24 protein-coding genes are annotated in these 26,528 nt (G+C 55.8%); 11 read left to right on the top strand and 13 right to left on the bottom strand.

What is annotated here, in order from left to right; genetic code table 11:
- Positions 1-68: 68 nt before the first annotated feature.
- Together ACMYSP_RS03140 and ymdB are read left to right on the top strand one after the other, a co-directional pair.
- The gene (locus ACMYSP_RS03140) at positions 69-581 is read left to right on the top strand and encodes a DUF1097 domain-containing protein (RefSeq protein ID WP_434585509.1); all 513 of its coding nucleotides are present in this window, start codon (positions 69-71) and stop codon (positions 579-581) included.
- Positions 582-790: 209 nt separating this feature from the next.
- A complete protein-coding gene (gene ymdB / locus ACMYSP_RS03135) occupies positions 791-1,315 on the top strand; it encodes an O-acetyl-ADP-ribose deacetylase (protein ID WP_434585508.1) in 525 nt (174 codons plus the stop codon).
- A 73-nt stretch (positions 1,316-1,388) separates the two neighbouring features.
- On the opposite strand, the gene mdoC is transcribed toward ymdB, so the two are convergent.
- Positions 1,389-2,549 (bottom strand): glucans biosynthesis protein MdoC, encoded by a 1,161-nt coding sequence (gene mdoC / locus ACMYSP_RS03130; RefSeq protein ID WP_434585507.1) that lies wholly within the window; start codon positions 2,547-2,549, stop codon positions 1,389-1,391.
- A gap of 251 nt (positions 2,550-2,800) precedes the next feature.
- On the opposite strand from mdoC, the gene mdoG reads away from it, so the two are divergent.
- From mdoG to ACMYSP_RS03115, 3 genes are all read left to right on the top strand, one after another.
- Positions 2,801-4,354 carry a glucans biosynthesis protein MdoG gene (gene mdoG, locus ACMYSP_RS03125; RefSeq protein ID WP_434585506.1) on the top strand — a complete coding sequence of 518 codons (1,554 nt, stop codon included), beginning with the start codon at positions 2,801-2,803 and terminating at the stop codon, positions 4,352-4,354.
- Positions 4,347-6,875, top strand: coding sequence for a glucans biosynthesis glucosyltransferase MdoH (gene mdoH, locus ACMYSP_RS03120; RefSeq protein WP_434585504.1), 2,529 nt, complete (start codon positions 4,347-4,349; stop codon positions 6,873-6,875). The genes mdoG and mdoH overlap by 8 nt, the downstream gene beginning before the upstream one ends.
- 66 nt (positions 6,876-6,941) lie before the next feature.
- Positions 6,942-7,169: a YceK/YidQ family lipoprotein gene (locus ACMYSP_RS03115; protein WP_123753795.1), complete on the top strand. Its 228-nt coding sequence runs from the start codon at positions 6,942-6,944 to the stop codon at positions 7,167-7,169.
- Here ACMYSP_RS03115 and ACMYSP_RS03110 read toward each other — a convergent pair whose 3' ends face one another.
- The 3 genes from ACMYSP_RS03110 to ACMYSP_RS03100 form a co-directional block, all read right to left on the bottom strand.
- A complete protein-coding gene (locus ACMYSP_RS03110) occupies positions 7,170-7,556 on the bottom strand; it encodes a MysB family protein (protein ID WP_004860482.1) in 387 nt (128 codons plus the stop codon).
- 91 nt (positions 7,557-7,647) lie between these two features.
- Entirely contained in the window at positions 7,648-8,898 is a 1,251-nt protein-coding gene (gene mdtG / locus ACMYSP_RS03105; protein ID WP_434585503.1) for a multidrug efflux MFS transporter MdtG, read from the bottom strand.
- 156 nt (positions 8,899-9,054) lie between these two features.
- The gene (locus ACMYSP_RS03100) at positions 9,055-9,975 is read right to left on the bottom strand and encodes a Kdo(2)-lipid IV(A) acyltransferase (protein WP_434585501.1); all 921 of its coding nucleotides are present in this window, start codon (positions 9,973-9,975) and stop codon (positions 9,055-9,057) included.
- A gap of 210 nt (positions 9,976-10,185) precedes the next feature.
- Here ACMYSP_RS03100 and ACMYSP_RS03095 point away from each other — a divergent pair, with 210 nt between their 5' ends.
- Positions 10,186-11,250, top strand: a complete 1,065-nt coding sequence (locus ACMYSP_RS03095) for a rhodanese-related sulfurtransferase (protein WP_123753798.1) — start codon at positions 10,186-10,188, stop codon at positions 11,248-11,250.
- Here the strand turns inward: ACMYSP_RS03095 and ACMYSP_RS03090 are convergent.
- The 7 genes from ACMYSP_RS03090 to mdtH form a co-directional block, all read right to left on the bottom strand.
- Positions 11,236-11,349: a DUF2770 family protein gene (locus ACMYSP_RS03090; protein WP_123753799.1), complete on the bottom strand. Its 114-nt coding sequence runs from the start codon at positions 11,347-11,349 to the stop codon at positions 11,236-11,238. The two genes, ACMYSP_RS03095 and ACMYSP_RS03090, sit on opposite strands and share 15 nt — an antisense overlap.
- A 95-nt stretch (positions 11,350-11,444) precedes the next feature.
- The gene (gene solA / locus ACMYSP_RS03085; protein WP_434585500.1) at positions 11,445-12,557 is read right to left on the bottom strand and encodes an N-methyl-L-tryptophan oxidase; all 1,113 of its coding nucleotides are present in this window, start codon (positions 12,555-12,557) and stop codon (positions 11,445-11,447) included.
- 262 nt (positions 12,558-12,819) lie between these two features.
- Positions 12,820-13,074, bottom strand: a complete 255-nt coding sequence (bssS, locus tag ACMYSP_RS03080; protein ID WP_004860493.1) for a biofilm formation regulator BssS — start codon at positions 13,072-13,074, stop codon at positions 12,820-12,822.
- A 385-nt stretch (positions 13,075-13,459) separates the two neighbouring features.
- Complete coding sequence (gene dinI / locus ACMYSP_RS03075) at positions 13,460-13,711, bottom strand: DNA damage-inducible protein I (protein ID WP_434585498.1); 252 nt, start codon at positions 13,709-13,711, stop codon at positions 13,460-13,462.
- A gap of 72 nt (positions 13,712-13,783) precedes the next feature.
- The gene (pyrC, locus tag ACMYSP_RS03070; protein WP_434585496.1) at positions 13,784-14,830 is read right to left on the bottom strand and encodes a dihydroorotase; all 1,047 of its coding nucleotides are present in this window, start codon (positions 14,828-14,830) and stop codon (positions 13,784-13,786) included.
- Between the two features lie 122 nt (positions 14,831-14,952).
- The gene (locus ACMYSP_RS03065) at positions 14,953-15,513 is read right to left on the bottom strand and encodes a lipoprotein (protein WP_434585494.1); all 561 of its coding nucleotides are present in this window, start codon (positions 15,511-15,513) and stop codon (positions 14,953-14,955) included.
- A gap of 113 nt (positions 15,514-15,626) precedes the next feature.
- Positions 15,627-16,835, bottom strand: a complete 1,209-nt coding sequence (gene mdtH / locus ACMYSP_RS03060; protein WP_123753805.1) for a multidrug efflux MFS transporter MdtH — start codon at positions 16,833-16,835, stop codon at positions 15,627-15,629.
- 229 nt (positions 16,836-17,064) lie between these two features.
- Between mdtH and rimJ the strand changes: the two genes are divergently transcribed.
- The 4 genes from rimJ (at position 17,065) to murJ (ending at position 20,877) form a co-directional block, all read left to right on the top strand.
- Positions 17,065-17,649: a ribosomal protein S5-alanine N-acetyltransferase gene (gene rimJ, locus ACMYSP_RS03055; protein WP_123753806.1), complete on the top strand. Its 585-nt coding sequence runs from the start codon at positions 17,065-17,067 to the stop codon at positions 17,647-17,649.
- A gap of 9 nt (positions 17,650-17,658) precedes the next feature.
- Complete coding sequence (locus ACMYSP_RS03050) at positions 17,659-18,306, top strand: YceH family protein (RefSeq protein WP_434585493.1); 648 nt, start codon at positions 17,659-17,661, stop codon at positions 18,304-18,306.
- A complete protein-coding gene (locus ACMYSP_RS03045) occupies positions 18,306-19,229 on the top strand; it encodes a Gfo/Idh/MocA family protein (protein ID WP_434587003.1) in 924 nt (307 codons plus the stop codon). Before ACMYSP_RS03050 ends, ACMYSP_RS03045 begins: the two co-directional genes overlap by 1 nt.
- Positions 19,230-19,341: 112 nt before the next feature.
- Positions 19,342-20,877, top strand: a complete 1,536-nt coding sequence (murJ, locus tag ACMYSP_RS03040) for a murein biosynthesis integral membrane protein MurJ (protein WP_434585491.1) — start codon at positions 19,342-19,344, stop codon at positions 20,875-20,877.
- 53 nt (positions 20,878-20,930) lie between these two features.
- Here murJ and ACMYSP_RS03035 read toward each other — a convergent pair whose 3' ends face one another.
- Positions 20,931-22,145: an MFS transporter gene (locus ACMYSP_RS03035; protein ID WP_434585490.1), complete on the bottom strand. Its 1,215-nt coding sequence runs from the start codon at positions 22,143-22,145 to the stop codon at positions 20,931-20,933.
- A 103-nt stretch (positions 22,146-22,248) separates the two neighbouring features.
- On the opposite strand from ACMYSP_RS03035, the gene ACMYSP_RS03030 reads away from it, so the two are divergent.
- Positions 22,249-23,187, top strand: a complete 939-nt coding sequence (locus ACMYSP_RS03030; protein WP_434585489.1) for a LysR family transcriptional regulator — start codon at positions 22,249-22,251, stop codon at positions 23,185-23,187.
- Positions 23,188-23,229: 42 nt separating this feature from the next.
- On the opposite strand, the gene rne is transcribed toward ACMYSP_RS03030, so the two are convergent.
- Positions 23,230-26,421, bottom strand: a complete 3,192-nt coding sequence (gene rne / locus ACMYSP_RS03025) for a ribonuclease E (protein ID WP_434585488.1) — start codon at positions 26,419-26,421, stop codon at positions 23,230-23,232.
- Positions 26,422-26,528: the final 107 nt, after the last annotated feature.

Genomic DNA, 26,528 nt, shown 5'->3' with positions numbered 1-26,528 from the left:
AGTGCAAGTGAAAATGGTTGCTTGCATATAACGTGCTTCAGATCTCATTTGAACGGCGCGTATCTGCTATGATACGCGCCATGAACATACTTCTCGCAATTGCAATAACGACAGGCATTCTCTCCGGTCTCTGGGGATGGGTGGCGGTCGCGCTTGGCCTGCTGAGCTGGGCGGGTTTCCTGGGCTGTACGGCCTATTTTGCCTGCCCGCAGGGCGGTCTGAAAGGGCTGTTGATCTCCACCTGTACGGTAATGAGCGGCGTGGTGTGGGCGCTGGTCATAATCTACGGCAGCGCACTGGCGCCGCATCTTGAGATCCTGGGCTATATGATGACCGGCGTTGTCGCCTTCCTGATGTGTATTCAGGCGCGCAAGCTGTTGCTCTCTTTTGTCCCCGGCACCTTTATTGGTGCTTGTGCCACCTTTGCTGGCAACGGTGACTGGCGAGTGGTGGTGCCTTCTCTGGCTCTGGGACTGGTCTTTGGCTACGCGATGAAAAATTGCGGGTTATGGCTGGCCGCGCGAGCGCAAAAAAATAAAGACGCTTTAGTGAATGAAACGCCCGACCGGGCGCGATCTTAACGACCCCCTAATGCCAAAACAGGACCTGAGGTCCTGTTTTGTTTTCTACACGCTTATCCCTTATGGCGGGCGGCCAGTCTGCAGCATATCCTTGACACTCCGCGCTGTTCGATTGCCCGTGGTCAAATACACAGACTTTCGTCCTGGGGACTATCGTGCCATATTAGCCACAATGCATTATGTAAAGACGTAAGCCGACAGGAGGCAAAATGACGGTTAAACCTGAGGTGATTCTCGGCGACATCACCACGCTGGAGGTCGATGTTATCGTCAATGCCGCTAACCCTTCACTACTGGGTGGTGGGGGCGTCGATGGCGCGATTCATCGTGCCGCCGGGCCCGAACTTCTTACTGCCTGCAAGGTAGTGCGCCAACAACAAGGGGAGTGCCCTCCGGGCCATGCGGTGATTACCACTGCTGGCCAACTACCGGCCAGCGCGGTTATTCATGCGGTCGGGCCGGTCTGGCACGGTGGCGAACAACATGAAGCGCAGATCCTCGCCGACGCTTACCGCAACAGCCTGCTGCTGGCATCAGCCAACAGCTATCGGTCGATAGCTTTCCCGGCAATCAGTACCGGAGTGTACGGTTATCCGAAACAGGCCGCGGCGGAAATTGCGGTGCAGACGGTGAATGCCTTTCTGGTCCGTTATAACCCGCTGGAGCGGGTCTTTTTCGTCTGCTTTGATGATGAAACCGCGGAGATTTACCGTCGGTTATTGCAGCCGCAGTAATCACGGCGAAAGGGGAGTGCTGGTCGTTCACTGCCAGAGTTGAGCCGGTGAACGACCGGACATGTAGGTTGAGTTAGCTGGCGGAAACCTGCGGTTTAGCGGCTTTGCTCTGAAACTTCCCCGAGAAGAGAAAGCGTAGCAGGGGGATGCGCAGGTGAATTTCATACAGCACCACGGCAATACCCACCACAAAGATTAAGCCAGTCACAAATCCGAGCGCGTTCGATTTTATCGCCGGGGCTATCCAGGCGCCGTAGAGCAGGGTCAGCGGATGATGCACCAGATAAATGAACAGTGAGGCATTCACAAAATAGGTCACCCGTGCCGACTGGAAGTTCAGCAGGCGGTGGCCAAGCGAAAACACCACGTTGACCATCCACAGCCCCAGCACCATGGTAATGACATACTCGACTTCGTACATCCACCCGTCACCAGAGCCATACTGCTGATTCAGGCGATAGGCAATAAAGCCTAGCAGAGCGCCCACGAAGCACCACGGTGAGGGGGTGGTGAACATCGCTTTCAAGCGCGCATTGATAAACACCTGAGCGCCAAGAATAAAGAACGGCAGATAAAACAGGGTCTGCATGACGATAAAGTTAAACAGGCCATTGCTCAGCACCGGGGCGTAAATCACCAACAAGGTGCGACGGATCAGGGCGTAAAGCACGCCGAGCGCGAGGAAAATCATCGACAGCTGAGCTAATGTGACGGTGTCACCAAAGGTGGAGCCATCGGCCGGGCGACGGCCTGTCAGCCATTTAAACAGCACCACGCCAAGGGTTGTCAGGACCACCAGCACCAGTAAAAACCACAGGTGGGAGATCAGCTCCCATGCCAGTGTATTAAACTTGTCATAGCCTGAAAGCGCGTGCCAGCTGTCGGCCTTGCCGTTGACGTACTGCAACATGATGAACTGCGGGAGCGTCAGCAGTGGAATGGCCGTGAGCATCGGGATGCCGACGCGTTCCACGCGCACTTTCCACCATTTTTTGAGCGGATAGCGCAGGAACAGCATGTAGGAGAAATAGCCGGAAATAACAAAGAAGACCTGCATGCGAAACGCATGGATAAAGTCGTTGAACAACGTCAGCCACCAGGAGGGCTCGACGCTATTCACATGCCAGCTGTGGCTGGAGTAAATCAGGGATATATGAAAAGGGATCCCCAGCAGCATAAGCCATGCGCGGATGCTATCGAAGAAGTATTCACGTTGTGCTGGCGCATTATTCATACAATATCACTACATTCTCAGACAATTCGTCTTATCACTCAAGGTGATAACGTTTAAATTCCCAGCAACCCTACATCAACTCAGGGTATCTGTCTCCAGGATAAGTACGCAAAGTACAAAAGTGGAGTTAACAGTCTGTTACCTGCACCGCTGAGATGAACAAAGCAGGGATTATGTTGTCGGATTGCCTGAATTACCATTAAAATAGATCGGATCGATTTAAGCACACAAAGGGGGAAGTGCTTACTTATATGAAACTTAAACCACAGATGATGAAAATGCGCTGGTTAAGCGCAGCCGTAATGTTGTCCCTGTGTACTTCATCTGCATGGGCGTTTAGCATTGATGACGTTGCAAAAGAGGCCAAAACGTTAGCCGGGAAAGGCTATGAAGCCCCTAAGAGCAACCTGCCCTCCGTTTTCCGCGATATGAAATACGCGGACTATCAGCAAATTCAGTTTAATCACGACAAGGCTTACTGGAACAATCAAAAGACGCCGTTCAAGCTTGAGTTTTATCATCAGGGTATGTACTTCGACACGCCGGTAACCATCAATGAAGTCACCGTGAACAGCGTGCGTAAGATTAAATATAGCCCGGATTACTTTAATTTTGGCAGCGTCCAGCATGATAAAGATACGGTGAAAGACCTTGGCTTCGCCGGATTCAAAGTACTGTACCCGATCAACAGCAAAGATAAGAACGACGAAATTGTCAGCATGCTCGGCGCCAGTTACTTCCGCGTTCTCGGTCAGGGCCAGGTGTATGGATTATCCGCTCGTGGTCTGGCGATCGATACCGCGCTGCCTTCCGGCGAAGAATTCCCGCGTTTCCGTGAGTTCTGGATTGAACGTCCGAAAGCCACGGATAAGCGCCTGACGATTTATGCCCTGCTGGACTCACCGCGCGCCACCGGCGCCTACCGTTTTGTGATCATGCCAGGCCGCGACACCGTGGTTGACGTGCAGTCCAAGGTGTATCTGCGCGACAAGGTTGGCAAACTGGGTGTGGCACCGCTGACCAGTATGTTCCTGTTTGGGCCGAATCAGCCTTCCGCGGCATCTAACTTCCGTCCGGAGCTGCACGATTCCAACGGTCTGTCGATTCTTGCCGGCAACGGTGAGTGGATCTGGCGTCCGCTGAACAATCCAAAACATCTGGCCGTCAGCAGCTATGCGATGGAAAACCCGCAGGGCTTTGGTCTGCTGCAACGTGGCCGCCAGTTCTCCCGCTTTGAAGACCTCGACGATCGTTACGATCTCCGCCCGAGCGCGTGGATCACCCCGAAAGGCGACTGGGGGAAAGGGAAAATCGAGCTGGTTGAAATCCCGACCAATGATGAAACCAACGATAACATCGTGACCTACTGGACGCCGGATCAGCTGCCGGAGCCGGGTAAAGAGATGAACTTCAAATACTCGATTACCTTCAGTCGCGATGAAGACAAACTGCATGCGCCGGATAACGCCTACGTGATGCAGACTCGCCGTTCCACAGGCGATGTGAAGCAGTCAAACCTGATCCGTCAACCGGATGGCACCATTGCATTTATCGTCGATTTCACCGGCGCTGACATGAAAAAAATGCCGTCAGACACGCCGGTAACGGCGCAGGCGAGCATCGGTGATAACGCGGAGATCGTTGAGAATACCGTGCGTTACAACCCGGTGACTAAGGGCTGGCGTATGATCCTGCGCGTAAAAGTCAAAGATCCGAAGAAAACCACGGAAATGCGCGCTGCCCTGGTCAATGCTGACCAGCCGCTGAGCGAAACCTGGAGCTATCAGCTGCCTGCCAATGAATAAGATAACGAAGTACATTGACGCATTGCCGCTGTCCGATGCTGAAAAAGCGGCGCTTCCGGATACCAGCCTGCAGGCGGTACACCAGGCGCTGGATGCGGAGCATCATACTTTTGCTCGTGAAGACGACTCCCCACTGGGGTCCGTTAAATCACGTCTGGAACACAGCTGGCCAGATTCTCTGGCCGCTGACCAGTTGATAAAAGATGATGAAGGCCGCACGCAGTTACAGGCAATGCCGAAAGCTAAACGCTCCTCGATGTTCCCGGACCCGTGGCGCACCAACCCGGTGGGCCGCTTCTGGGATCGTCTGCGTGGCCGCGACGTAACCCCGCGCTATCTCTCTCGCCTGACCAAGGAAGAGCAGGAGAGCGAGCAGAAGTGGCGTACCGTCGGCACCATTCGTCGCTACACACTGCTGCTGCTGACGCTGGCGCAGACCGTCGTCGCGACCTGGTACATGAAAACGATTCTGCCCTATCAGGGCTGGGCGTTAATCAACCCGGCAGATATGGTCGGGCAGAACCTATGGGTCTCCTTTATGCAGCTGTTGCCATACATGCTGCAGACCGGGATTCTGATCCTCTTCGCCGTGCTGTTTTGCTGGGTATCGGCAGGCTTCTGGACGGCGTTGATGGGCTTCCTGCAGCTGCTGATGGGGCGAGATAAATACAGTATTTCCGCTTCTACCGTCGGTGACGAGCCATTGAATCCCGAACACCGCACCGCGCTGATCATGCCGATCTGTAACGAAGACGTCGATCGCGTCTTTGCCGGGCTGCGTGCGACCTGGGAATCGGTGAAGGCCACCGGCCAACAGCAGCATTTTGACGTCTATATCCTCAGCGATAGCTACAACCCGGACATCTGTGTTGCTGAGCAGAAAGCGTGGATGGAACTGATCGCCGAAGTGCAGGGCGAAGGGCAGATTTTCTACCGCCGCCGCCGCCGTCGTGTGAAGCGTAAAAGCGGAAACATCGATGACTTCTGCCGCCGCTGGGGCAGCCAGTACAGCTACATGGTGGTGCTGGACGCTGACTCGGTGATGACCGGTGAGTGTCTGACCGGGTTGGTGCGTTTGATGGAAGCGAACCCGAATGCCGGGATCATCCAGTCCTCGCCGCGCGCCTCCGGAATGGACACCCTGTATGCGCGTTGCCAGCAGTTTGCGACCCGGGTCTACGGCCCACTGTTTACCGCAGGTCTGCATTTCTGGCAGTTGGGAGAATCGCACTACTGGGGTCACAACGCCATTATCCGCGTGAAACCGTTTATCGAGCACTGTGCGCTGGCGCCGCTGCCGGGCGAAGGCTCCTTTGCCGGTTCGATTCTGTCACATGACTTCGTCGAAGCGGCGCTGATGCGTCGTGCCGGCTGGGGCGTGTGGATCGCCTACGATCTGCCAGGTTCCTACGAGGAGCTGCCGCCAAACCTGCTGGACGAACTCAAGCGTGACCGCCGCTGGTGTCACGGCAACCTGATGAACTTCCGCCTGTTCCTGGTGAAAGGTATGCACCCGGTTCACCGTGCGGTGTTCCTGACCGGTGTGATGTCATATCTGTCGGCGCCGCTGTGGTTTATGTTCCTTGCCCTGTCTACCGCGCTGCAGGTCGTTCATGCGTTGACGGAGCCGCAGTACTTCCTGCAGCCGCGTCAGCTGTTCCCGGTCTGGCCGCAGTGGCGTCCGGAACTGGCGATTGCGCTGTTTGCCTCCACGATGGTGCTGCTTTTCCTGCCGAAACTGCTGAGCATTATTCTGGTGTGGTGCAAAGGCTCGAAAGAGTACGGCGGATTTTTCCGCGTGACCCTTTCTCTGCTGTTGGAGGTACTGTTCTCCGTGCTGCTGGCGCCGGTGCGTATGCTGTTCCACACCGTGTTTGTGGTCAGCGCGTTCCTCGGCTGGGAAGTGGTCTGGAACTCACCGCAGCGTGATGATGACTCCACGCCGTGGGGTGAGGCCTTTATGCGCCATGGTTCTCAGCTGCTGCTGGGTCTGGTGTGGGCGGTTGGTATGGCCTGGCTGGATCTGCGTTTTCTGTTCTGGCTGGCACCGATTGTCTTCTCGCTGATCCTGTCGCCGTTTGTCTCGGTGATCTCCAGCCGGGCGACCATGGGCCTGCGCACCAAACGCTGGAAGCTGTTCCTGATCCCGGAAGAGTATTCGCCGCCGCAGGTGCTGAAAAATACTGACGCTTATCTGACCCTGAACCGTCAGCGTTCGCTGGATGATGGCTTTATGCATGCCGTGTTTAACCCATCGTTTAACGCGCTGGCGACAGCGATGGCAACGGCACGTCACCGTCACGGGCATATTCTGGACATCGCCCGTGAGCGTCACGTTGAGCAGGCGTTGAATGAAACGCCGGATAAGCTCAACCGCGATCGCCGTCTGGTGTTGCTGAGTGACCCGGTCACCCTGTCTCGTTTACACTATCGCGTGTGGGCTGCACCGGAGAAATACTCTTCGTGGGTGAGTGCGTATCAGCAGACGACGCTCAACCCGCTGGCGTTAAAGACGAAATAAGCCGTTTATTAAGGAAAAATACCGGCAATAGTGCCGGTATTTTTTTATCTGAGAATTGAGGTAGAGATGAGAGTTTTACTGATTGTCGCCATGACGCTGCTGCTCAGCGGCTGCGGCAGCATCATTAGCCGTACGGTGCCAGGGCAGGGGCATGGAAATCAGTATTATCCCGGTGTGCAATGGGATGTCCGTGATTCGTCATGGCGCTATATCACGATTCTCGACCTGCCATTTTCGTTGGTCTTCGATACGCTGTTGCTACCACTGGATGCCAGCCACGGCCCGTATAACTGATCAGCGCTCGTCCCATTCGTCCGCGGCAGTCTGACCCTCTTCAGTGTCCAGAGAGGGTTCCAGCTGGAATTCGCCTTCATCCCATTCATGTAGCGTATTCTCTTCCAGCCACTCCTGACGCAGCTCTATCTCATCATAATCACCGTCAAACACGCTCTGTGCCGCCTCGCCGCTTAACATGGGCAGGCACTCACCTTCTTCATCTTCGTCGGCAAAAAATTCAGCCTGCCAGGCGATATCGCCATCCTGCAGAACGTACTTCTGAATATTCAGTTGCTCAACGTTGGCACTCTCCTCGTCGCTATCCGGATTATTGACAAGGAACTCTTCACGGGCCGCATCGATAGCTTCTTCGAGTGTGGCGTAGAAAATCGAATCCTTTGGCATGGCTAACCCCCTAAGAAGAATGAAAAATGGACACGATTCAATCTATAGAAGGCAGTCGGCAATGCGTCAAGGGGAAGGCCCTATGTTGAACTTAATTTACCGAACCGTCGCGGGTATCGGTACGTGGCGCGGAGTTGTCGCGGTTGGGGCGCCGTAAACTCAAGGTGGAATAGAGGGCATTGAACAGCACTACGGCGGCCGTTACTAAGAATACCGACCGGAAACCGTAGCTGGCAGAAACAGAGGCACCGATCAACGGGCCGGTGACGTTGCCAATATCGCGAAACGACTGGTTATAACTGAAGATTCGCCCGGAGATCTGGCTGGTGGAGTTGTAAACCAGCAGCGTCTGTACCGCAGGCAGTAGCGCACCGTCGGCGGCTCCCAGCAGAAAGCGCAAGATCCCGAGTTGTAGCGGCGTCTGGACGAACGCCATCGGGATCAGCAGCAGCACGGATAACAGCAGGGCGACGATAAGAATTTTTTCCGGGCCGATACGATCGCCGAGCTTGCCGAGGCGCGGCGCGCTGATCAGTGCCGCAACGCCGGGCACGGAGGCTATCATGCCGCTGATAAAGGCAATATCGCTAACATCTCCTGCCAGGTCACGCACGTAGAGCGTCAGAATAGGGGCAATTGACCCGGTGGCAACCTGAATAATCATCGTGGTCACAAACAAGCTGAGGACCAGCTTTGGGTTTTTCAGGGAGGAGAACACCGCACGGGCGTTGAGCATCTCTTTTTTCGCCACCGGTACAAACTGCTCGCGGATGAGCAGCAGCGTCAGGATAAAGCAGATGAGCAGTACGCTGGCGGTGAGAAAAAACACCATGCGCAAACCCCAGTGATCGGCGAGAAATCCGCCCGCCAGTGGGCCGAGCAGGGCGCCACTGACTGCCCCGGTGGAAAGCGTGCCCAGCGCCCAGCCGCTCTTCTGACGGGGGATTTGGGTGGCGATAAGCGCATTGGCATTCGGAATAAACCCGCCAAGCAGCCCCAGCAAGGCCCGCAGCACCATAAACTGCCAGATATTTTGCGCCAGCCCCATTAGCATCATGACAATGGCCATCCCCAGGGCCGAGCGCAGCAACATGATTTTACGTCCTTTGCGGTCGGCCAGTCCGCCCCAGAAGGGGGATGCGACGGCGGAGAATAAGAACGTAATGCTGAACACTAACCCGGACCACATATTCAGGGCACTATGCCCCGTGACCCCGAGCTGCTCGACATAGAGCGGGAGAAAGGGCATGACCAGACTGAAGGCGGCGCCAGTCAAGAAACAGCCAAACCAGGTAACAGTGAGATTTCGCTTCCAGTTAATCGGGGTATCTGCAGACAACATAGGCTTCCGGTGGCCTGCCAGGCAGGTCAGACAAAGTGGAAATATGAGCCTGCTAATTATGCGCCTGAGAAATGATCATCGCAATAAAGGCAAGTGATTAAAAGCGCGAGAAGGGAGGCTCCTCCGGCAGGCTAATGCTACCGGAGGGAGAGCAATTTAGTAGCGTGAAGGCATATCAGGTGGACGAGTTTTAAAGCGGCGGTGCAGCCACATATATTGCTCCGGCGCCATCAGAATGCACTTTTCGACGATACGGTTCATCCACGCCGCGGTGGTTTCAGCATCATCCAACGGCGGATCGCATTCCGGTGGCAGGATAATCAGTTCATAGCCCTGGCCATTGGGCTTACGGCGCGGAACGAAAGGCACAATGCAGGCTTTCGACATTTTCGCCAGCATCCAGGTCCCGGAAGTGGTGGCGGCCTGGTCGACGGCGAAAAACGGCACAAAGACGCTGGCGGCAGGGCCGTAGTCGTGATCGGGGGCATACCAGATGACGTCACCTTTCTTCAGCGCACGGATCATGCCCTTCAGATCTTTACGGTCGATCATGTCTTTGTTGGAACGCAGGCGTCCCCAGGTTTGCAGCCAGTCGATGACCGGGTTGTCATTCGGACGGTAGACGCCGATGCCGGGTTCGTTCATGCCAAACATCCTGGCCCCCATTTCGAGCGTCAGGAAGTGGATGCCGATCAGCAGAATCCCGCGATGCTGGGCCTGTACTGCTCTGATATGTTCGACCCCGATAGAGTCGGTCCAGCGGGCGATGCGGTGTGCCGGCCAGAACCAGGCCATCCCGGTTTCCATTAATCCCATACCGACGGATTCAAAGTTTTGCACCACCATCTGGTGACGTTCTTCTTCTGTTTTGTCCGGGAAGCAGAGTTCCAGATTACGGTAGGCGATTTTAGCGCGACGTTTCATAAAGCGCAGTGCCAGGCGGCCAATGGCGGTGCCAAGACGGTAAATCAGCGGATAGGGCAGTTGGACAACCAACCACAGCAGACCAATACCTGACCATAGTGGCCAGTAACGCGGGTGCAGCAACGCCACAGAGAATTTAGGTAAGTGGGTCATCTTATACCTGTTCAAGTAAGCAACTCGTTCTATTATCGCATTATTTAGTGCATCAGCCAAAACGACAGTCCCAGGTGGCATTTATTGTTAAACGACAACCCAGGGGCGTGAGGGAAATGTAGCGCAAAATGAGGGGATGTAAATTTACGTTGTTTGCTATATGATGCCGGCCGTTTATTTTACTCATTTCCTATGCCGAGCAGGTACACCATGCCAGTGTTACACAACCGCATTTCAAATGAGACGTTAAAAGCGCAGATGTTAGCCGAGAGCGAACCGCGTACGACGATCTCGTTTTATAAATATTTCACCATCGTGGATCCGAAAGCGACGCGCGATGCACTGTGGATTGCCCTTACCCGATTAAACGTCTTTGGCCGCATCTATCTGGCCCATGAAGGGATCAACGCCCAAATTAGCGTGCCGGAAAGCCAGGTAAATGCCTTGCGTGAGTTTCTCTACGCCTTCGACCCGGCGCTGGATGGCCTGCGGATGAACATTGCCCTGGACGACGACGGTAAATCCTTCTGGGTACTGCGGTTGAAAGTCCGTGACCGAATCGTGGCGGATGGTATCGACGATCCGACATTCGATGCATCAGACGTGGGCGATTATCTGAAAGCAGCGGAAGTGAATGCGATGCTGGACGATCCTGACGCGGTCTTTATCGATATGCGTAACCACTACGAGTATGAAGTCGGCCATTTTGAGCAGGCGCTTGAAATTCCGGCTGATACCTTCCGCGATCAGCTGCCGAAAGCGGTTGAGATGATGCAGGATCATAAAGATAAAAAGATAGTGATGTACTGCACCGGCGGAATTCGTTGCGAGAAAGCCAGTGCCTGGATGAAGCATAACGGTTTCAGCAAAGTCTGGCATATCGAAGGCGGGATCATTGAATATGCACGTCGTGCCCGCGAACAGGGGTTGCCGGTCCGCTTTATTGGCAAAAACTTTGTCTTTGATGAGCGTATGGGTGAGCGCATCTCCGATGATGTGATTGCCCACTGCCACCAGTGCGGTACGCCGTGCGACAGCCATACGAACTGCCTGAACGACGGCTGCCATCTGCTGTTTATCCAGTGCCCGAGCTGTGCCGAAAAATTTGCCGGCTGCTGCAGTGAGGCGTGCATGGAGGAGCATAAGCTGCCGGAAGAAGAGCAACGTCAGCTGCGCGCCGGGCGGGAGAATGGCAACAAGATTTTCAATAAATCACGGGGTCGTCTGAATACCAAGCTGGGGATCCCCGACCCAGACCTGTCAGAAAAACCATAACCAGATGAGATCGATGATCGCCAGCAGAAGCCACAGCGCGAGGTAAATCATAAAGTGCTCGCGGACGTTGTTGACCAGTAATTCATACAGGCGACGCATAATCTCTCTCGGAATTCCATGGCCTCTGTTGAGGCCGTTTTTTTATCGGCGATGTTCAGGCCGCGTTTGCGCGGCCTGAAAAGCCTGCAGTATGACTAAAAACGTGACAGTGAGAAGGGCGTCAGATCAAAGGCCGGCGTCTCTCCACGGGCAAACTGGGTGGCAATCTCACCCAACACCGGCGCAAATTTGAAACCATGGCCGCTCAGCCCGCTTATCAGCAGGGTATCCGGGTGGCCGGGCAGGGTATCAATGATAAAATCCTCATCTACCGTATTGTCGTAAGTGCAGGAGGCACCGTGCAGGCAGCCACCAATGCCCGGCAGGACATTACGCAGGAAATTAAACGATTCAGAGCCATCGGTGGCCACTGCGCCAAACGGTGTGCGCTCTTCCGGCGCGGCAATCGGCTGGCCGCCGTTGTGCTTGCCAATTTTCAGTTCATTATCTTCGGCCGGGAAACCATAGAACTGATCGCCGTTCGGTAGCTCGCCGGTAAAGGCTGGAAAGTTGTTTTTGCTGCTGTAGCGTCCATCTGCCTGGAACCAGGCAAAGATTTTACGTACCGGCTGGATCGGCAGATCCGGTAGCAGGCGCGTAACCCAGGTTCCGGCGCTGACCAGCAGCTTCTTACCGTGGTAAGTGCCATCAGCGGTCTCGATAGAAACGCCATCTGCATGGTGATGGATGGCGGTCACCGGGCAGTTGAACAGCTGTGCGCAGCCAGCTTCACGCGCCAGGCGGATCCAGGTTTTGATTGCCAGCTCGCTGCGTAACACTCCGGAGGCGGGTTCGAAAATGCCGCGATAATCTTGCGGTACGCGAATTTCAGGCCAGCGGGCCATAATGGCCTGGGCATCGAGTTCTTCTGTCTCCAACTGAAAGGTGCTGGCGCTGTGGGCGGCGTTAGCGAGGAACGTCGAATTTGCCGGACCCAGGTTAATGACCCCGGTGCGTTCGAACACTGCTTCGCCACTGCTGGCGGCGAACTCATCCCACAATGTCTGAGCGCGCAGGACCAACGGAACATATCTTTCACCTTCGCCGTAGGCGTGACGGATAAGGCGCGTATTACCGTGATGGCTGCCTTCCTGGTGTGGTGGCTGGTGCGCATCGGTCATCAGCACGTTAAGTCCCGCCTGGCGGGCATAATAGCCAGCGGCAGCACCCGTTGAGCCGCTGCCGATAATGATGAGATCGTATTGCATGATAGGTTCCGGTTTTTTGTTTTAATAAGCAGGGTAATTAACCGTCTGCACTTATACAAGTGCGAATACAAGCACGAAAATAAATCAGGCACCCGACGGGTGCCTGTTTAGTGAGTGTATATTGCGTGCGGCATACTCGTCATACTTCAAGTTGCCTGGGTGTTGGCTGCACCCGTTTACCCCAGTCACTTACCTGAGTAAGCTCCTGGGGATTTACGGCCTTGCCGTCTACAAGCAACTCGAATTATTTAGGGTATGATCTTTAATGCCTGCGGTACTCATTTGCCTGGTATTCGCCTGATTCAATCTTGGCAATACCTGCTTCCAGAATAGAGATAAATTGACGTGCGACTTCCGTGGTGAGCCATAGCGTCTGGCCAATTTCAGCTTCGTTACTGCTTTCTTGAGTGGGGTTTTGGTAGTGCAGGCGCAACATCATTGCATCGTAGCTATCAACGGTGCTGATGTCCCATCCGACGAGGGGATGGGTCTGGATGACTTCATTATTCTTTTCCATCATAACCCCTTATTCATATGTTAAAAGACAACAATTCTCGAGGTTTAATGCATGTTTTTTGAAGCAAGTTAATTATATCAGGAGTTAAGAATAAACACGAGAAATTAACGCAAACAGAGCGAACACTCCTCTGTTTGGCGCTTTTTTGCACAAATATAGTGTCGTGAAGGGTTATTTTTAAAGGAAATAATCATGAGGGGAATGAAAAGTCTGAATTTTAGCGGGATAAAAAAAGCCGGGGCGACCCGGCAAAAAAAGCACAATGAGGGAGCAAATATTATTTGCTGCACCTGCCACGCTTCAGACAACTCTGGTAAACACGAGATTAACTCGCGCTGAGCACGCGGGTGGATCGCGTACGCGTCTTCAGGCTGCCGAAAGGGCGTCAGGATACGTCATGGATAAACCAGTCATCGGCGCTTTCCCAGGTCTCTTGCAGGATTTCGCTAATCCGGTCTTTATCTTCTTTGAGGCCACCAATCACAGACAGATTGTTGCTGGCGGCAAAGCGTACGGTGACCTGGCTTGGGTTAGTCGGGAATTGTTGTTCAATGCGTCGGGAGAGTTCATTGTTTAGCGCTTCTAAGGCGCCGTTGGGTAAGGCTGTAGTTTTGGCGATAGACACTTCAATGCGCATGATTGCCCCCTGTGTAATATACTGTTTATTTATACAGTATGTGTTTGGCGTTTACAACAGGGGGCACCGTTTTTATTTTTTCATCGTCCAGCGTACGGTTTCGCCGGCAAGGAACGGCACCAGCGTATCGCCCGGAAGCGCGATGCTCTCGACGACGGTGCTCTCTTCGCGTACCAGTTCAACGAAGGTCTCATTGACCGGCAGCCCGTAGAAGCGCGGGCCATTCAGCGAACAGAATGCCTCAAAGTGTTGCAGAGCATTCATCTCTTCAAATACCGTCGCGTAGCTGCCCAGCGCCGTCGGAGCATTGAAGCAACCGGCACAGCCACAGCTGGCTTCTTTACGATGACGGGCATGCGGCGCCGAATCCGTGCCGAGGAATGCGCGGGTAAAGCCGCTGGCGACCAGTTCACGCAGCGCCTGCTGGTGGATATTGCGTTTCAGAATGGGCAGGCAGTATAGATGCGGACGCACGCCGCCAACCAGCATGTGATTACGGTTAAACATCAGGTGCTGTGGAGTAATGGTGGCGGCCAACAGGTCATTGCCATCCCGAACGTACTCGGCGGCGTCCTTGGTGGTGATGTGTTCAAACACCACTTTAAGACCCGGTAAGCGCTGGCGCAGCGGTTCCATCACCGTTTCGATAAAGCGCGCTTCGCGATCGAAGATATCGATCTCTGCGTGTGTCACTTCGCCGTGAACCAGCAGCGGCATGCCCAGTTTTTCCATGCGCTCAAGCACCGGCATAATTGCATCGATGCTGGTGACGCCGTGGCTGGAGTTGGTGGTGGCATTGGCCGGGTAAAGCTTGGCTGCGGTGAACACGCCTGCGTGGAAGCCGCGCTCCAGTTCTGCCGGGTCGAGCGTATCGGTGAGGTAGCAGGTCATCAGGGGCGTGAAATCATGCCCGGCCGGTACGGCATCGAGGATGCGCTGGCGATAGCTGATGGCGGCCTCGACGGTGGTGACAGGCGGCACCAGATTCGGCATCACGATCGCCCGGCCATAAAACTCACTGGTGTAAGGCACGACGGTCTTCAGCATATCGTCGTCACGCAGATGGATATGCCAGTCGTCAGGGCGGCGGATTTTCAATACCTGGGATTGTGCTGTCATGGAGAGCTCCGGCTAATAGGGTCAGTCATCAGGGCTGTTTTTGCCGGGCACTAAGGATAAGCGTAAACGTTTCCCTTTGCATCAATTTCTGTAAAAAAACGGGCGCCAATGCGCCCTGGATATTAATTGGTGAACGGGATGATAATTTCCCCGGGCTTCACTTCTATGCCTTTGGCGTATTTTTTCGCCAGGGCTTCGCCGGTGCTGGCGTCTTCACGCAGAACGTAGGCCGGTTGCTGGTTAAAATAGCTGCGCAGCGATTGATTCAGATAAGGGATCAGCGTCTGCACGACGGACTGCAGCTTGTCGGGCGTTACTTTGGCATCAACCACTTCCATTTCCTGCAGGAAGATAGCCCCTTTCTCTTTATTAAAGACCGGTAGCGCTTTCAATTTCAGGTCAATGGTGGCCTTCTGGTTGCCAAACAATGAGTTCAGATCCAGATTGGCGATACCGCTCAGGGTGATTTTATTGGGTTCTTCACGGCCGATGGCGCTGGTCAGATTGTGTAGTTCAATGTGTGCATCCGCCACGCCGGGCAGGCCGATATCCTTGGCGAAGTGGTTACGTTTCTGCAGCGCCTGGTTAATTTCCTGCTCGCTCACCGAGTACTGCGTAAGCTGATTACAGCCGCTCAGAAGGCCGCTAACCATGAGTGCGGCCACGATAAACATCTTTTTCATTGGGTTCCTTAACGGTCGTGCCATGCGCTTATCCTGACATAAAGCAGCATGGCCTGCCAGTACCGAAGGGAATAGCGGAAAAGGCTGAAAATGCGCTTCAGCCTGAATGCCGGTCAGGTTCGGGGCTCGAGCATACCGGAGGTGGAACGTTTCTGGCTGAACTGCCACCACAAGGCAATAAAGGTAATAAAGCCGATAATCCCCAGCATCAACCACGGTAGTTCCGGTTGATTCAGCGCTTTCCCGGAATCGAACAGCCAGCCGCCGCCGGCGTAACCAAAGGCGCCGCCGAAGGCCAGTCCCAGCCGACTAAATCCCATATAGCTACCGCGTGCGCGGGCGTCAGCCAGCGATGCGCCGAGGGTCTCACGAGCCGGCTCAGCGATGATAGAGCCAATATAGAACAGGCAAATCAGGGTAAACAGCTGCTGTAAATTGCTGGTCAGGCCAATCGGCAACATGGCGGCGGTCATCACCAGCAATCCGGCCATCAGCCGGTGCTCCAGACGAAAACGCTGTTCACTCCAGCGGGCGATGGGATAGAGCAGGGTCAGCGATATTGCTGCTTCAATGGCATACATCCACTTCACGGCAGTGGGCGAGCCGGCGATATCATTGACCATAATCGGCAGCATCAGCATCACCTGGACGGCCAGCATGTAATACCCGGTGAGGGTCAGAACGTAGGTCACAAAGCGCTTATCGCGCAGCACCCGACCTAAGCCTTCGCGTACCGGCGTTTTGACCGTCGATAGTTTCCATGCCGGGAGATACCAGGCGTTGAACGCTGCGCAGGCAATAAACATCGCGGCACCCACGCTACACACCAGGCGGAAATCGTATTGCAATAGCCAACTGCCGAGCAGGGCACCGATTACAGCCCCGGCGCTGTCCTGCATCATCAGGATGGAGAAAAACCGGCCGCGCTGATGCGGGCGCACCAGCTTGACGACCAGCGCCGCACGTGGTGGATCGAACAACGTGCCGCCTAGCCCGGAGAGAATACAGGAGAGCCACAGCACCCATGGTTCATGGGCGACGGCCATCGCTGCAAAGCCGGCCGCGCGCATCAGCATGCCGGTGACAATCATCGGTTTGGCGCCAAAGCGATCGGCGACCGCACCGCCAAAAATACCTAATCCCTGCTGAACCAGCTGGCGCAAACCGAGGGCAATGCCGACCATCAACGCGGCCCAGCCCATTTGATCGACAAAACGAATAGAAATGAGTGGAAAGACGACAAAAAAGCCGAGCACGACCAGCATATTGTCGACTAACAGGAAATATTTACCCAGGTTCCTTGCCTGCGATACGCGGGACATTTCCCCTCCAGGGAAAATAAAGAGTTGCCCGGATAGTGTGCGGGGAAGCGGCAGACTTTCCCAGCATCCCTGTGACAATATTTTTTTATCAAAATGCAAGATCGATAGAGTCTATTCATCGAAAAGGGGAGATGGTGCAGAAAATGGTATGTTGCTGTTTTCACACAACCGTTCAGGACAGGTATAGTGAAGGGAGCAGGGTAATCAGTCAGGGGAACAGGAGAAGGGAATGTTTGGCTATCGCAGTAACGTGCCGAAGGTACGTTTGACGACGGACAGGCTGGTAGTGCGGCTGGTATACGATCGTGACGCCTGGCGTCTGGCCGATTATTACGCGGAGAATAAAGGGTTCTTAAAACCCTGGGAACCAGTGCGCGATGATAGCCACTGCTACCCCTCTGGCTGGCAGGCGCGCTTGTCGATGATCTCTGAGTTTCACAAGCAGGGGACAGCCTTCTATTTTGCGCTGCTCGATCCGGAAGAGAAAGAGATCATCGGCGTGGCGAATTTTTCCAATGTGGTTCGCGGGTCATTTCATGCCTGTTACCTCGGCTACTCGATTGGCGAGAAATGGCAGGGCCAGGGGCTGATGTTCGAAGCGTTGACCTCGGCGATTCGTTATATGCAGCGCACGCAGCATATCCATCGCATTATGGCCAACTACATGCCGCATAATCAGCGTAGCGGCGGTTTACTGGCGCGTCTCGGTTTTGAAAAAGAGGGCTATGCCAAAAATTACCTGCTCATTGATGGGCAGTGGCGTGACCATGTACTGACGGCGTTAACGACACCGGACTGGACTCCGGGTCGCTAAGGAGAAAGCATGAAATATCAGTTAACCGCACATGAAGCGCGCGTGATTGGGTGTTTGCTGGAAAAGCAGGTGACCACGCCAGAACAGTACCCGCTGTCGGTAAACGCGGTGGTGACCGCCTGTAATCAGAAAACCAACCGTGAACCGGTGATGTCGCTCAGTGAGAGTGAGATTCAGGATCTGCTGGATACCTTAGTCAAACGTCACTATCTGCGCACGGTCAGCGGGTTTGGCAATCGGGTCACTAAATATGAACAGCGCTTCTGCAATTCCGAATTTGGCGATTTGAAACTGACGTCGGCGGAAGTGGCGGTGGTCACAACGCTGCTGCTGCGTGGCGCACAGACGCCGGGCGAGCTGCGTAGCCGCGCACAGCGCATGCACGATTTTAGCGATATGGCTGAAGTTGAAGGCGTGCTGGAGACGTTAGCCAATCGCGAGGACGGCCCCTTCGTGGCGCGTCTGCCTCGTGAGCCAGGGAAACGTGAATCCCGCTACATGCATCTGTTTTGTGACGACATGGACTCGCTTATCACCGCCGTTGAGGCTGTCTCACCGCCGGCAGACGATCTGGTCAGCAGAGTGGCGGCACTGGAAGATGAAGTGGCTGAACTCAAAGCTCGGCTGGACTCATTGCTGGCACACCTGGGAGATTAATCGTGACGACATTACGTGTTGGCGTGGTGGGGCTGGGAGGCATTGCGCAGAAGGCCTGGCTGCCGGTGCTCGGCGCCGCGGATGGCTGGACGCTGCAGGCCGCGTGGTCGCCAGGCAAAGAAAAGGCGCTGCGTGTCTGCGATACCTGGCGGATCCCCTACGCGGAATCGCTGGAGCAACTGGCGGCACAGTGTGATGCGGTATTCGTCCATACGTCGACGGCCTCACATTTTGAGGTCGTCAGCCGTTTGCTGAACGCTGGGGTGCACGTCTGTGTCGATAAACCGCTGGCCGATAAACTGAACGAGGCGGAATCGTTAGTTGAACTTGCCGAGCGGCGTAAGCTGACGTTAATGGTCGGGTTTAACCGCCGATTTGCGCCACTCTATCGCGAACTGAAAGCGCAGCTGGGCAGCGGCGCGTCGCTGCGGATGGATAAACATCGTGCCGACAGCGTGGGCCACGATCTGCGCTTCACGCTGCTGGATGATTATCTGCATGTGGTGGATACCGCGCTGTGGCTGTCTGGCGGTAACGCGCGCCTGAGCGGCGGAACACTACAGACCACTGCTCAAGGTGAAATGCTCTATGCCGAGCACCATTTCAGCGCCGGACAGCTCAACGTGACTACCAGCATGCACCGGCGTGCCGGCAGCCAGCGGGAATGGGTGCAGGCCGTAACCGATGGTGGGCTGTATGAAGTCCGTGATATGCGTGAATGGCAGGAAGAACGCGGGCAGGGGGTAGTGCAACGCCCTGTGCCGGGGTGGCAAACCACGCTGGAGCAACGTGGTTTTGTCGGTTGCGCCAGACATTTTATTGAATGCGTGCAAAATCAGACGGTTCCCGAAACCTCAGGTGAACAGGCTCTGCTGGCCCAGCGCATCGTCGAAAAACTCTGGCGTGAGGCGATGAGTGAATAATTGGTTGTAACAACTGGGAGTAGTAATTCATCACGAACCCGGTAGACTATCGCCACTTTCCAGCGCCCGCCATTGCGGGCGTTTTACTTCAGGGTTGTGGAATAACACGTTAATGAACCTATTAAAATCACTGGCGGCAGTCAGTTCGATGACGATGTTCTCGCGCGTTCTTGGGTTTGCGCGTGATGCGATCGTCGCCCGAATTTTTGGCGCCGGGATGGCGACGGATGCCTTTTTCGTGGCGTTCAAATTGCCCAATTTACTGCGGCGCATTTTTGCAGAAGGGGCATTCTCCCAGGCATTTGTCCCGATTCTGGCGGAGTATAAAAGCAAGCAGGGCGAAGACGCGACCCGTGTCTTTGTGGCCTATGTTTCTGGTCTGCTGACGCTGGTGCTGGCGGTCGTGACCGTGCTGGGAATGCTGGCGGCGCCCTGGGTCATCACCGTCACCGCGCCGGGCTTCGCCGACAGCCCTGATAAATTTGCACTGACCACCCAACTACTACGGATCACTTTCCCGTACATTCTGCTGATTTCGCTGGCCTCATTAGCCGGGGCGATCCTCAATACCTGGAACCGCTTCTCGGTTCCGGCGTTTGCCCCGACGTTTCTCAACGTCAGTATGATTGGCTTTGCGCTGTTTGCTGCGCCGTATTTCCATCCGCCAATGCTGGCGATGGCCTGGGCGGTGACCGTGGGCGGCGTGCTGCAACTGGCCTATCAGCTGCCGCATTTGAAAAAAATCGGCATGCTGGTCCTGCCGCGTATCAGCCTCAAAGATGCCGGGGCGATACGGGTGGTAAAACAGATGGGGCCGGCGATCCTCGGCGTCTCGGTGAGCCAGATTTCGTTAATCATTAACACCATTTTTGCGTCATTCCTGGTGTCGGGCTCCGTCTCGTGGATGTATTACGCCGATCGCCTGATGGAGTTCCCGTCCGGAGTGCTGGGCGTGGCGCTGGGGACGATTCTGCTGCCGTCGCTGTCAAAAAGCTTCGCCAGCGGTAACCATGACGAATATTGCCGCCTGATGGACTGGGGCTTGCGTCTGTGTTTTCTGCTGGCATTACCGAGCGCGGTAGCGCTGGGGATCCTTGCCAAGCCGTTGACCGTGGCGCTGTTCCAGTACGGAAAATTCAGTGCTTTTGATGCCGCAATGACCCAGCGTGCGCTGGTGGCTTACTCCGTCGGGCTGATGGGATTGATCGTCGTTAAGGTGCTGGCGCCGGGGTTCTACTCGCGTCAGGACATCAAAACCCCGGTGAAGATCGCCATCGTGACGCTGATAATGACCCAGGTGATGAACCTGATCTTTATCGGGCCGTTAAAGCATGCGGGTCTGTCGCTGTCTATCGGTCTGGCGGCCTGTCTTAATGCCGGATTGCTCTACTGGCAGCTGCGTAAGCAACAGATCTTCACCCCGCAGCCGGGCTGGTTCTCGTTCCTGCTGCGTCTGGTGGTGGCGGTGCTGGTGATGTCCGCGGCGCTGCTCGGCATGATGTATCTGATGCCTGAATGGTCGCTGGGGTCAATGCCATACCGTCTGCTGCGTCTGATGGCGGTGGTGGTAGTGGGTGTGGTGGCCTATTTCGCCACCTTGCTGCTGCTGGGCTTTAGAATCAAAGAGTTTGCCCGACGCACCGCATGACATGATGCGTCAGACTGAAAGAGACCCGTTCCGCTTTGCGGAGCGGGTTTTTTTTATCGGTTTATCCGCTGGGCGGCAGCCAGACTGGCACTTTCACGCAGACGGATAGCGAGGGCGATGGCGCCGGTTACCACAGCCAGAATCACTACGCCGTTCCAGCCAGCCACCACATAAAGTTTACTGCCGAGGACTGAACCGAGCGACATGCCGATAAATACGCCGGTGAACAGCAGGGCGTTGAGTCGGCCACGGGCCTGTGGCTCCAGGCTGTACACCAGGTTCTGGTGCGCTACCAGGCTGGACTGCAGGCCAAGGTCAAAACCGATAGCCGAAAGCCCGATCAGTATCAGTTGGCCATGGGGCGGTAATGCCGGCATCAGGAGCATCAGGGCAAACGAGACGGTCACCAGTCCGGCCCCCAGTTGGGTCACTCTGCCGGCGCCATATTTATCGGCCAGCCCGCCGGCCAGCGGTGCAGCTAATGCCCCTGCGGCTCCGGCGATACCGAATCCACCGGCGACGGCGCTGCCCATCTGATAATGTTCGAGCAGCATTACCGCCAGCGTTGACCAGAAGGCGCTAAAGGCGATAGATAAAAAGCCTTGAGCCACCGCGGCGCGGCGCAGGGCAGGGTAGCGCCGCCAGAGGTGCGCCATCGATGTCATCAACTGCGGATAGCTTAGCGTTGAGTGAATCGCGAAGCGGGGCAGAATGCGCCACATCAGCCCCCCAATGAGTGCGATGCTTACCGCCGCAGCCTGATACATTACTCGCCAGCCAAACAGCGCCCCGACGAGCCCGCTAACGGTCCTTGAAAGTAAAATCCCCAGCAGCAGGCCGGTCATCACCGTGCCAACCATTTTCCCCTGTTTTCCTGCCGGCGCCAGAATCGCCGCGGCCGGGACGATATCCTGCGCCATCGTTGCGGCCATGCCGATCAGCAGGCTGACCACCAGCAGTGAGGTCAACTGACCCGTCAGGCTGCACAGCAGCAGCAATACCGCCAGCGCCGCGCTTTTCATCAGGATCAGCGTTCGTCGATCGTGACGGTCGCCGAGCGGCAGAAGGAACAGTATGCCCAGCGCGTAGCCCGCCTGAGTCAGGGTCGGGACCAGACCCATCCCTTCTACGCTCAGATGCAGATTAGCGCCTATTAATGGCAGCAGGGGCTGAGCGTAATAAATTGACGCGACGCTAAAGCCAGCGCCAAGGGCGAGTATAAAAATAATCCAGCCTGCCTCGCGGGAGGATAACGGCGTTGGAGTCATGATGAAGTCCTCGTAGATGAGATGGCGCTATTGTTCCCTGAATACGGTTGGCGCGGTAGATAGCGTGGTGGTAAAACGGTTATACGTATAGCGTATAGAGAAAATGATAATGAAGAAGCCGGAGCGTATGGATCGGATTGAACTGATGCGGACCTTTATTCGCATTGTTGAAGCCGGCTCGCTTTCTGCAGCGGCGCTGCAGCTGGAGACGACGCAGGCGACGGTGAGTCGCCGTCTGCAGTCGCTGGAAGGGATGCTCGGCAGCAAGCTGATTCTGCGCACCACCCACGCGATGAAACTGACCGATGATGGTGAGCGTTGCTACCAGCACGCGCGACAGGTGATGGATGCGTGGCTGGCCCTTGAAGATGATTTGAGCATTGCTGACGACCGGCCGGTGGGTATATTGCGGGTTCGGGCGCCTCACGCCTTCGGCCAGCAGCAGCTATTAGATCCGTTGGTCAGCTTTTTGCAGCGCTACCCGCAACTGGCGGTGGAGTGGATGCTCAACGACAAAACCGTCGATTTCCTCAGTGACAATATCGATTGCGCGATTCGGGTGGGCGCGGAGGTTGACCCGGCGACGGTGTCGGTGTTGCTGGCGGAAGTTCCCCGCAGTCTGGTGGTTTCACCCGCGCTGCTGGCGCGGTATCCCGAATTAACGCAGCCTGAGGAGCTGTCACAGCTGCCGTGGGTGGCCATCAGCACGTTCTACCAGCATGAAGTGAAGCTGCGGCAGGAGGAGGGGCAGGAACTGACGTTTGGCATTGTCCCCTGTCTGAGTACCGATAGCGTCTATGTAGCACGCAATACTGCACTGGCGGGTTTGGGGGTGGCTATCGTATCGAGCTGGGCGGTGGCTGAGGATATTGCCGCCGGGAGGCTGGTTGAGCCGTTTACCTCGTGGCGAGCGGCGCCACTGCCGGTACATCTGGTCTATCCGTGGGCGCGTTATTATCCCACCCGCTTGCGGAAATTTCTCGATCTGATGCGGGAGGTGATGCCGCAGGTGGCTGGAATGAAGCGGCCTGAAGGAGAATAAAAAAAACCGGCCCTAAGGCCGGTTTTACACGTTGTGTCGCGCTTACTCGACAGGCTGTGGACGGGTTGGTTCCGCCGTTGCCTGGTGGGTTGCGCTGTGACCACCTGCGGCGCCTTTGCCATCGAAGTCAAAGGACGGGCGAACCCAGTCGCTGTGACGCGGCGCTTCTGGCTCATACGCCGGAGCCGGTGCACGGGTCATCGGTGCCGTAGCATGGTGGTTGGCAACGCTCGCCGCGGAGGCAACCGGCGCTGCTTTAACAACCGGAGTTGCTTCAACAACCGGAACTGCTTCAACAACCGGGGCTGCTTCAACAACCGGGGCTGCTTCAACAACCGGAGCTGCTTCAACAACCGGAGCTGCTTCAACAACCGGAGCGGCTTCAACAACCGGAGCGGCTTCAACAACCGGAGCGGCTTCAACAACCGGAGCGGCTTCAACAACCGGAGCGGTTTCAGCAACCGGGGCTGCTTCAACAACCGGAGTTGCTTCAACAACCGGAGCGGCTTCGACAACCTGAGTTGCTTCAACAACCGGAGCTGCTTCGACAACCGGAGCTGCTTCAACAGCCGTGGCGGCTGCGACAGGTGCAATAGCCTCAGCAACGACTTCAGCAACCTGCTGCTCTTCCTGCTGATCCTGCGGACGAGCCACCGGGTAACGGATCCACACTTTACCTGAAGCCATTTCCGGGGATGCGCAGGCAACCGTCAGCGGCATCGCCGACTGGGTCGGGTAGCGCTCATCGCGGTAACGGCGACGACGCTGACCGCTGACGCGCAGATGGCGCGGCGAACGACGTGAGCGGCGCGGCATCCCGTTGGATTCACGTGCGTCGTTGCTATCGTCATGCTCAGCGTGATTTTCTACAACGGCAGGCAGGTCGACTTTCGCCAGAGCGGTGCGCGGGGCAGCAACTTCCGGTTGCGCAACGACTGCGGTTTCAACAACCTGTTCAACCGTTTCAGTCGTGGCCGACTCGATGCGAACCTTCTGGGCTAACTGACGCGGTTTACGACGTGACAGGGTCTGAACACGCTCTTCCTGCTCGGTTTCCGGCTGAACAACCGGCTCGTCACGGGTTTGCGCTTTCGCTTCCTGGGATACCTGACGCTTATCGTCGTTACGACGACGGTTACGCTCGCGACGCGGTTGCTGCTCATCGCGGGTTTTGCCTTTATCAGCATCGTCGGCCGTCGCTGGACGAGATTCCCGCTGCTCTACGTTCTGCTGCGGTTTCTCGCGACGGTTACGGCGGTTTTCCTCGCGGGATTCACGCGGTTCACGACCTTCGCCATTTTCCGCGCGATTATCGCGGTTGTCACGATTATCACGGTTGTCACGATTATCGCGGTTATCACGACGATCGTTGCGATCGCGGCGGTTGTTGGAACGCGGTTTACGGCGTTCCTGCTGACGTTCTGGTTTCTCTTCGGCTTTCTTCTCAACCTGCTGCGGTTCAGCCGGTTTGGCTTCTTCTGCGCCAGAGAAGATATTCTTCAGTGCGCCGAAGAAACGCGAGAGCAGGCCAGGCTGAGCTGATGCAGCAACGGTGGTAGACGCGGCGGCGGCTTTTGCTGCGACCGGGGCATCAACAGGTGCTGCTGGTTCTGGCGCAGGCGGGACGTCTGGCATCACGAAGGTAGCCAGAGCCGGTTGCTCAGGGCGTTTACGCTCAGCCGGTTCTTCATCGGCTGGCAACGCCATCTCTTCTTCGTGCAGTTTCGGCAGCAGATAGCTCAGGGTTGAGGTCTCTTCGCCTTTACGAACGCGCAGAACAGAGTAGTGCGGCGTTTCCATCTGATCGTTTGGCACGATGATCACGCGAACGTCGCCCTGACGGGTTTCGATGGCGCTTACAGCGGCACGCTTTTCGTTCAGCAGGTAGGACGCAATCGGCACCGGCACGATAGCGTGAACTTCCTGGGTATTCTCTTTCAGTGCTTCTTCTTCAATCAGACGCAGGATAGAGAGCGACAGCGATTCGTTGTCACGCACGGTACCGGTACCGCTACAACGCGGACAGACGTGGTGGCTGGATTCACCCAGTGACGGGCTCAGACGCTGACGCGACATTTCCAACAGACCGAAGCGGGAAATATGGCTGATCTGAATGCGCGCACGGTCCTGGCGGACGGCTTCACGCAGACGGTTTTCAACCGCACGCTGGTGGCGAACCGGGGTCATGTCGATAAAGTCGATAACGATCAGACCGCCAAGGTCACGCAGACGCAGCTGACGGGCAATCTCATCGGCTGCTTCCAGGTTGGTGTTAAACGCCGTCTCTTCGATGTCGCCGCCGCGGGTTGCGCGAGCGGAGTTGATATCGATAGCGGTCAACGCTTCGGTGCTGTCAATAACGATAGAGCCGCCGGAAGGCAGGCGAACTTCACGCTGGAAAGCGGATTCGATCTGCGATTCGATCTGGTAATGGCTGAACAGCGGGATTTCACCGGTGTACAGTTTAATTTTGCTGCTGAAATCCGGACGACCCAGCGCGGCAATGTGCTGGCGAGCCAGCTCAAGCACTTTCGGGTTATCGATCAGGATCTCGCCGATGTCCTGGCGCAGGTAGTCACGGAATGCGCGCACGATGACGTTGCTTTCCTGATGGATCAGGAACGGCGCCGGGCGGCTTTCTGCGGCTTTCTGGATAGCTTCCCAGTGTTTCAGGCGGAAGCTGAGGTCCCATTGCAGGGCTTCGGCTGATTTGCCGACGCCTGCGGTGCGCACGATAAGTCCCATGCCGTCTGGCAGCTCAAGGCTGGCCAGTGCTTCTTTCAGTTCAGTACGGTCATCACCCTCGATACGCCGTGAGATACCGCCAGCACGTGGGTTATTTGGCATCAGAACCAGATAGCTTCCCGCCAGGCTGATAAAGGTAGTGAGCGCAGCACCTTTGTTGCCTCGTTCTTCTTTATCAATCTGAACAATGACTTCCTGACCTTCACGCAGCACATCCTTGATGTTCGGACGACCGTGAGAATTGTAATTGGCAGGGAAGTATTCGCGGGCGATTTCTTTGAGGGGGAGGAAACCATGACGCTCGGCACCGTAATCGACAAATGCCGCTTCAAGGCTAGGTTCAATGCGGGTAATTTTGCCTTTGTAGATGTTCGCTTTTTTCTGTTCGTGCCCGGGGCTTTCGATATCCAGGTCGTACAGGCGCTGCCCATCAACAAGGGCGACGCGCAACTCTTCCTGCTGAGTTGCGTTGATTAACATTCTTTTCATCGTAACTTACTCATTATTCTTACATTGACGACTAAGCTGCGGGCAGAGTATTGCCTTGCCGGGGAAAACCGATGGCCTCGTGTCTGTTTCACGTCGCCAACCTCACG

This window comes from Klebsiella sp. R390 (genome assembly GCF_051131745.1).
Lineage (GTDB): Bacteria > Pseudomonadota > Gammaproteobacteria > Enterobacterales > Enterobacteriaceae > Klebsiella.
This window is presented reverse-complemented; position numbering and strand designations above follow the sequence as displayed.

Bases quoted from the DNA above. Each gene is read 5' to 3' on its own strand.
- ACMYSP_RS03140 (WP_434585509.1), top strand. From the start codon at position 69: ATGATACGCGCCATGAACATACTTCTCGCAATTGCAATAACGACAGGC.
- ymdB (WP_434585508.1), top strand. From the start codon at position 791: ATGACGGTTAAACCTGAGGTGATTCTCGGCGACATCACCACGCTGGAG.
- mdoC (WP_434585507.1), bottom strand. From the start codon at position 2,549: ATGAATAATGCGCCAGCACAACGTGAATACTTCTTCGATAGCATCCGC.
- mdoG (WP_434585506.1), top strand. From the start codon at position 2,801: ATGAAACTTAAACCACAGATGATGAAAATGCGCTGGTTAAGCGCAGCC.
- mdoH (WP_434585504.1), top strand. From the start codon at position 4,347: ATGAATAAGATAACGAAGTACATTGACGCATTGCCGCTGTCCGATGCT.
- ACMYSP_RS03115 (WP_123753795.1), top strand. From the start codon at position 6,942: ATGAGAGTTTTACTGATTGTCGCCATGACGCTGCTGCTCAGCGGCTGC.
- ACMYSP_RS03110 (WP_004860482.1), bottom strand. From the start codon at position 7,556: ATGCCAAAGGATTCGATTTTCTACGCCACACTCGAAGAAGCTATCGAT.
- mdtG (WP_434585503.1), bottom strand. From the start codon at position 8,898: ATGTTGTCTGCAGATACCCCGATTAACTGGAAGCGAAATCTCACTGTT.
- ACMYSP_RS03100 (WP_434585501.1), bottom strand. From the start codon at position 9,975: ATGACCCACTTACCTAAATTCTCTGTGGCGTTGCTGCACCCGCGTTAC.
- ACMYSP_RS03095 (WP_123753798.1), top strand. From the start codon at position 10,186: ATGCCAGTGTTACACAACCGCATTTCAAATGAGACGTTAAAAGCGCAG.
- ACMYSP_RS03090 (WP_123753799.1), bottom strand. From the start codon at position 11,349: ATGCGTCGCCTGTATGAATTACTGGTCAACAACGTCCGCGAGCACTTT.
- solA (WP_434585500.1), bottom strand. From the start codon at position 12,557: ATGCAATACGATCTCATCATTATCGGCAGCGGCTCAACGGGTGCTGCC.
- bssS (WP_004860493.1), bottom strand. From the start codon at position 13,074: ATGGAAAAGAATAATGAAGTCATCCAGACCCATCCCCTCGTCGGATGG.
- dinI (WP_434585498.1), bottom strand. From the start codon at position 13,711: ATGCGCATTGAAGTGTCTATCGCCAAAACTACAGCCTTACCCAACGGC.
- pyrC (WP_434585496.1), bottom strand. From the start codon at position 14,830: ATGACAGCACAATCCCAGGTATTGAAAATCCGCCGCCCTGACGACTGG.
- ACMYSP_RS03065 (WP_434585494.1), bottom strand. From the start codon at position 15,513: ATGAAAAAGATGTTTATCGTGGCCGCACTCATGGTTAGCGGCCTTCTG.
- mdtH (WP_123753805.1), bottom strand. From the start codon at position 16,835: ATGTCCCGCGTATCGCAGGCAAGGAACCTGGGTAAATATTTCCTGTTA.
- rimJ (WP_123753806.1), top strand. From the start codon at position 17,065: ATGTTTGGCTATCGCAGTAACGTGCCGAAGGTACGTTTGACGACGGAC.
- ACMYSP_RS03050 (WP_434585493.1), top strand. From the start codon at position 17,659: ATGAAATATCAGTTAACCGCACATGAAGCGCGCGTGATTGGGTGTTTG.
- murJ (WP_434585491.1), top strand. From the start codon at position 19,342: ATGAACCTATTAAAATCACTGGCGGCAGTCAGTTCGATGACGATGTTC.
- ACMYSP_RS03035 (WP_434585490.1), bottom strand. From the start codon at position 22,145: ATGACTCCAACGCCGTTATCCTCCCGCGAGGCAGGCTGGATTATTTTT.
- ACMYSP_RS03030 (WP_434585489.1), top strand. From the start codon at position 22,249: ATGATAATGAAGAAGCCGGAGCGTATGGATCGGATTGAACTGATGCGG.
- rne (WP_434585488.1), bottom strand. From the start codon at position 26,421: ATGAAAAGAATGTTAATCAACGCAACTCAGCAGGAAGAGTTGCGCGTC.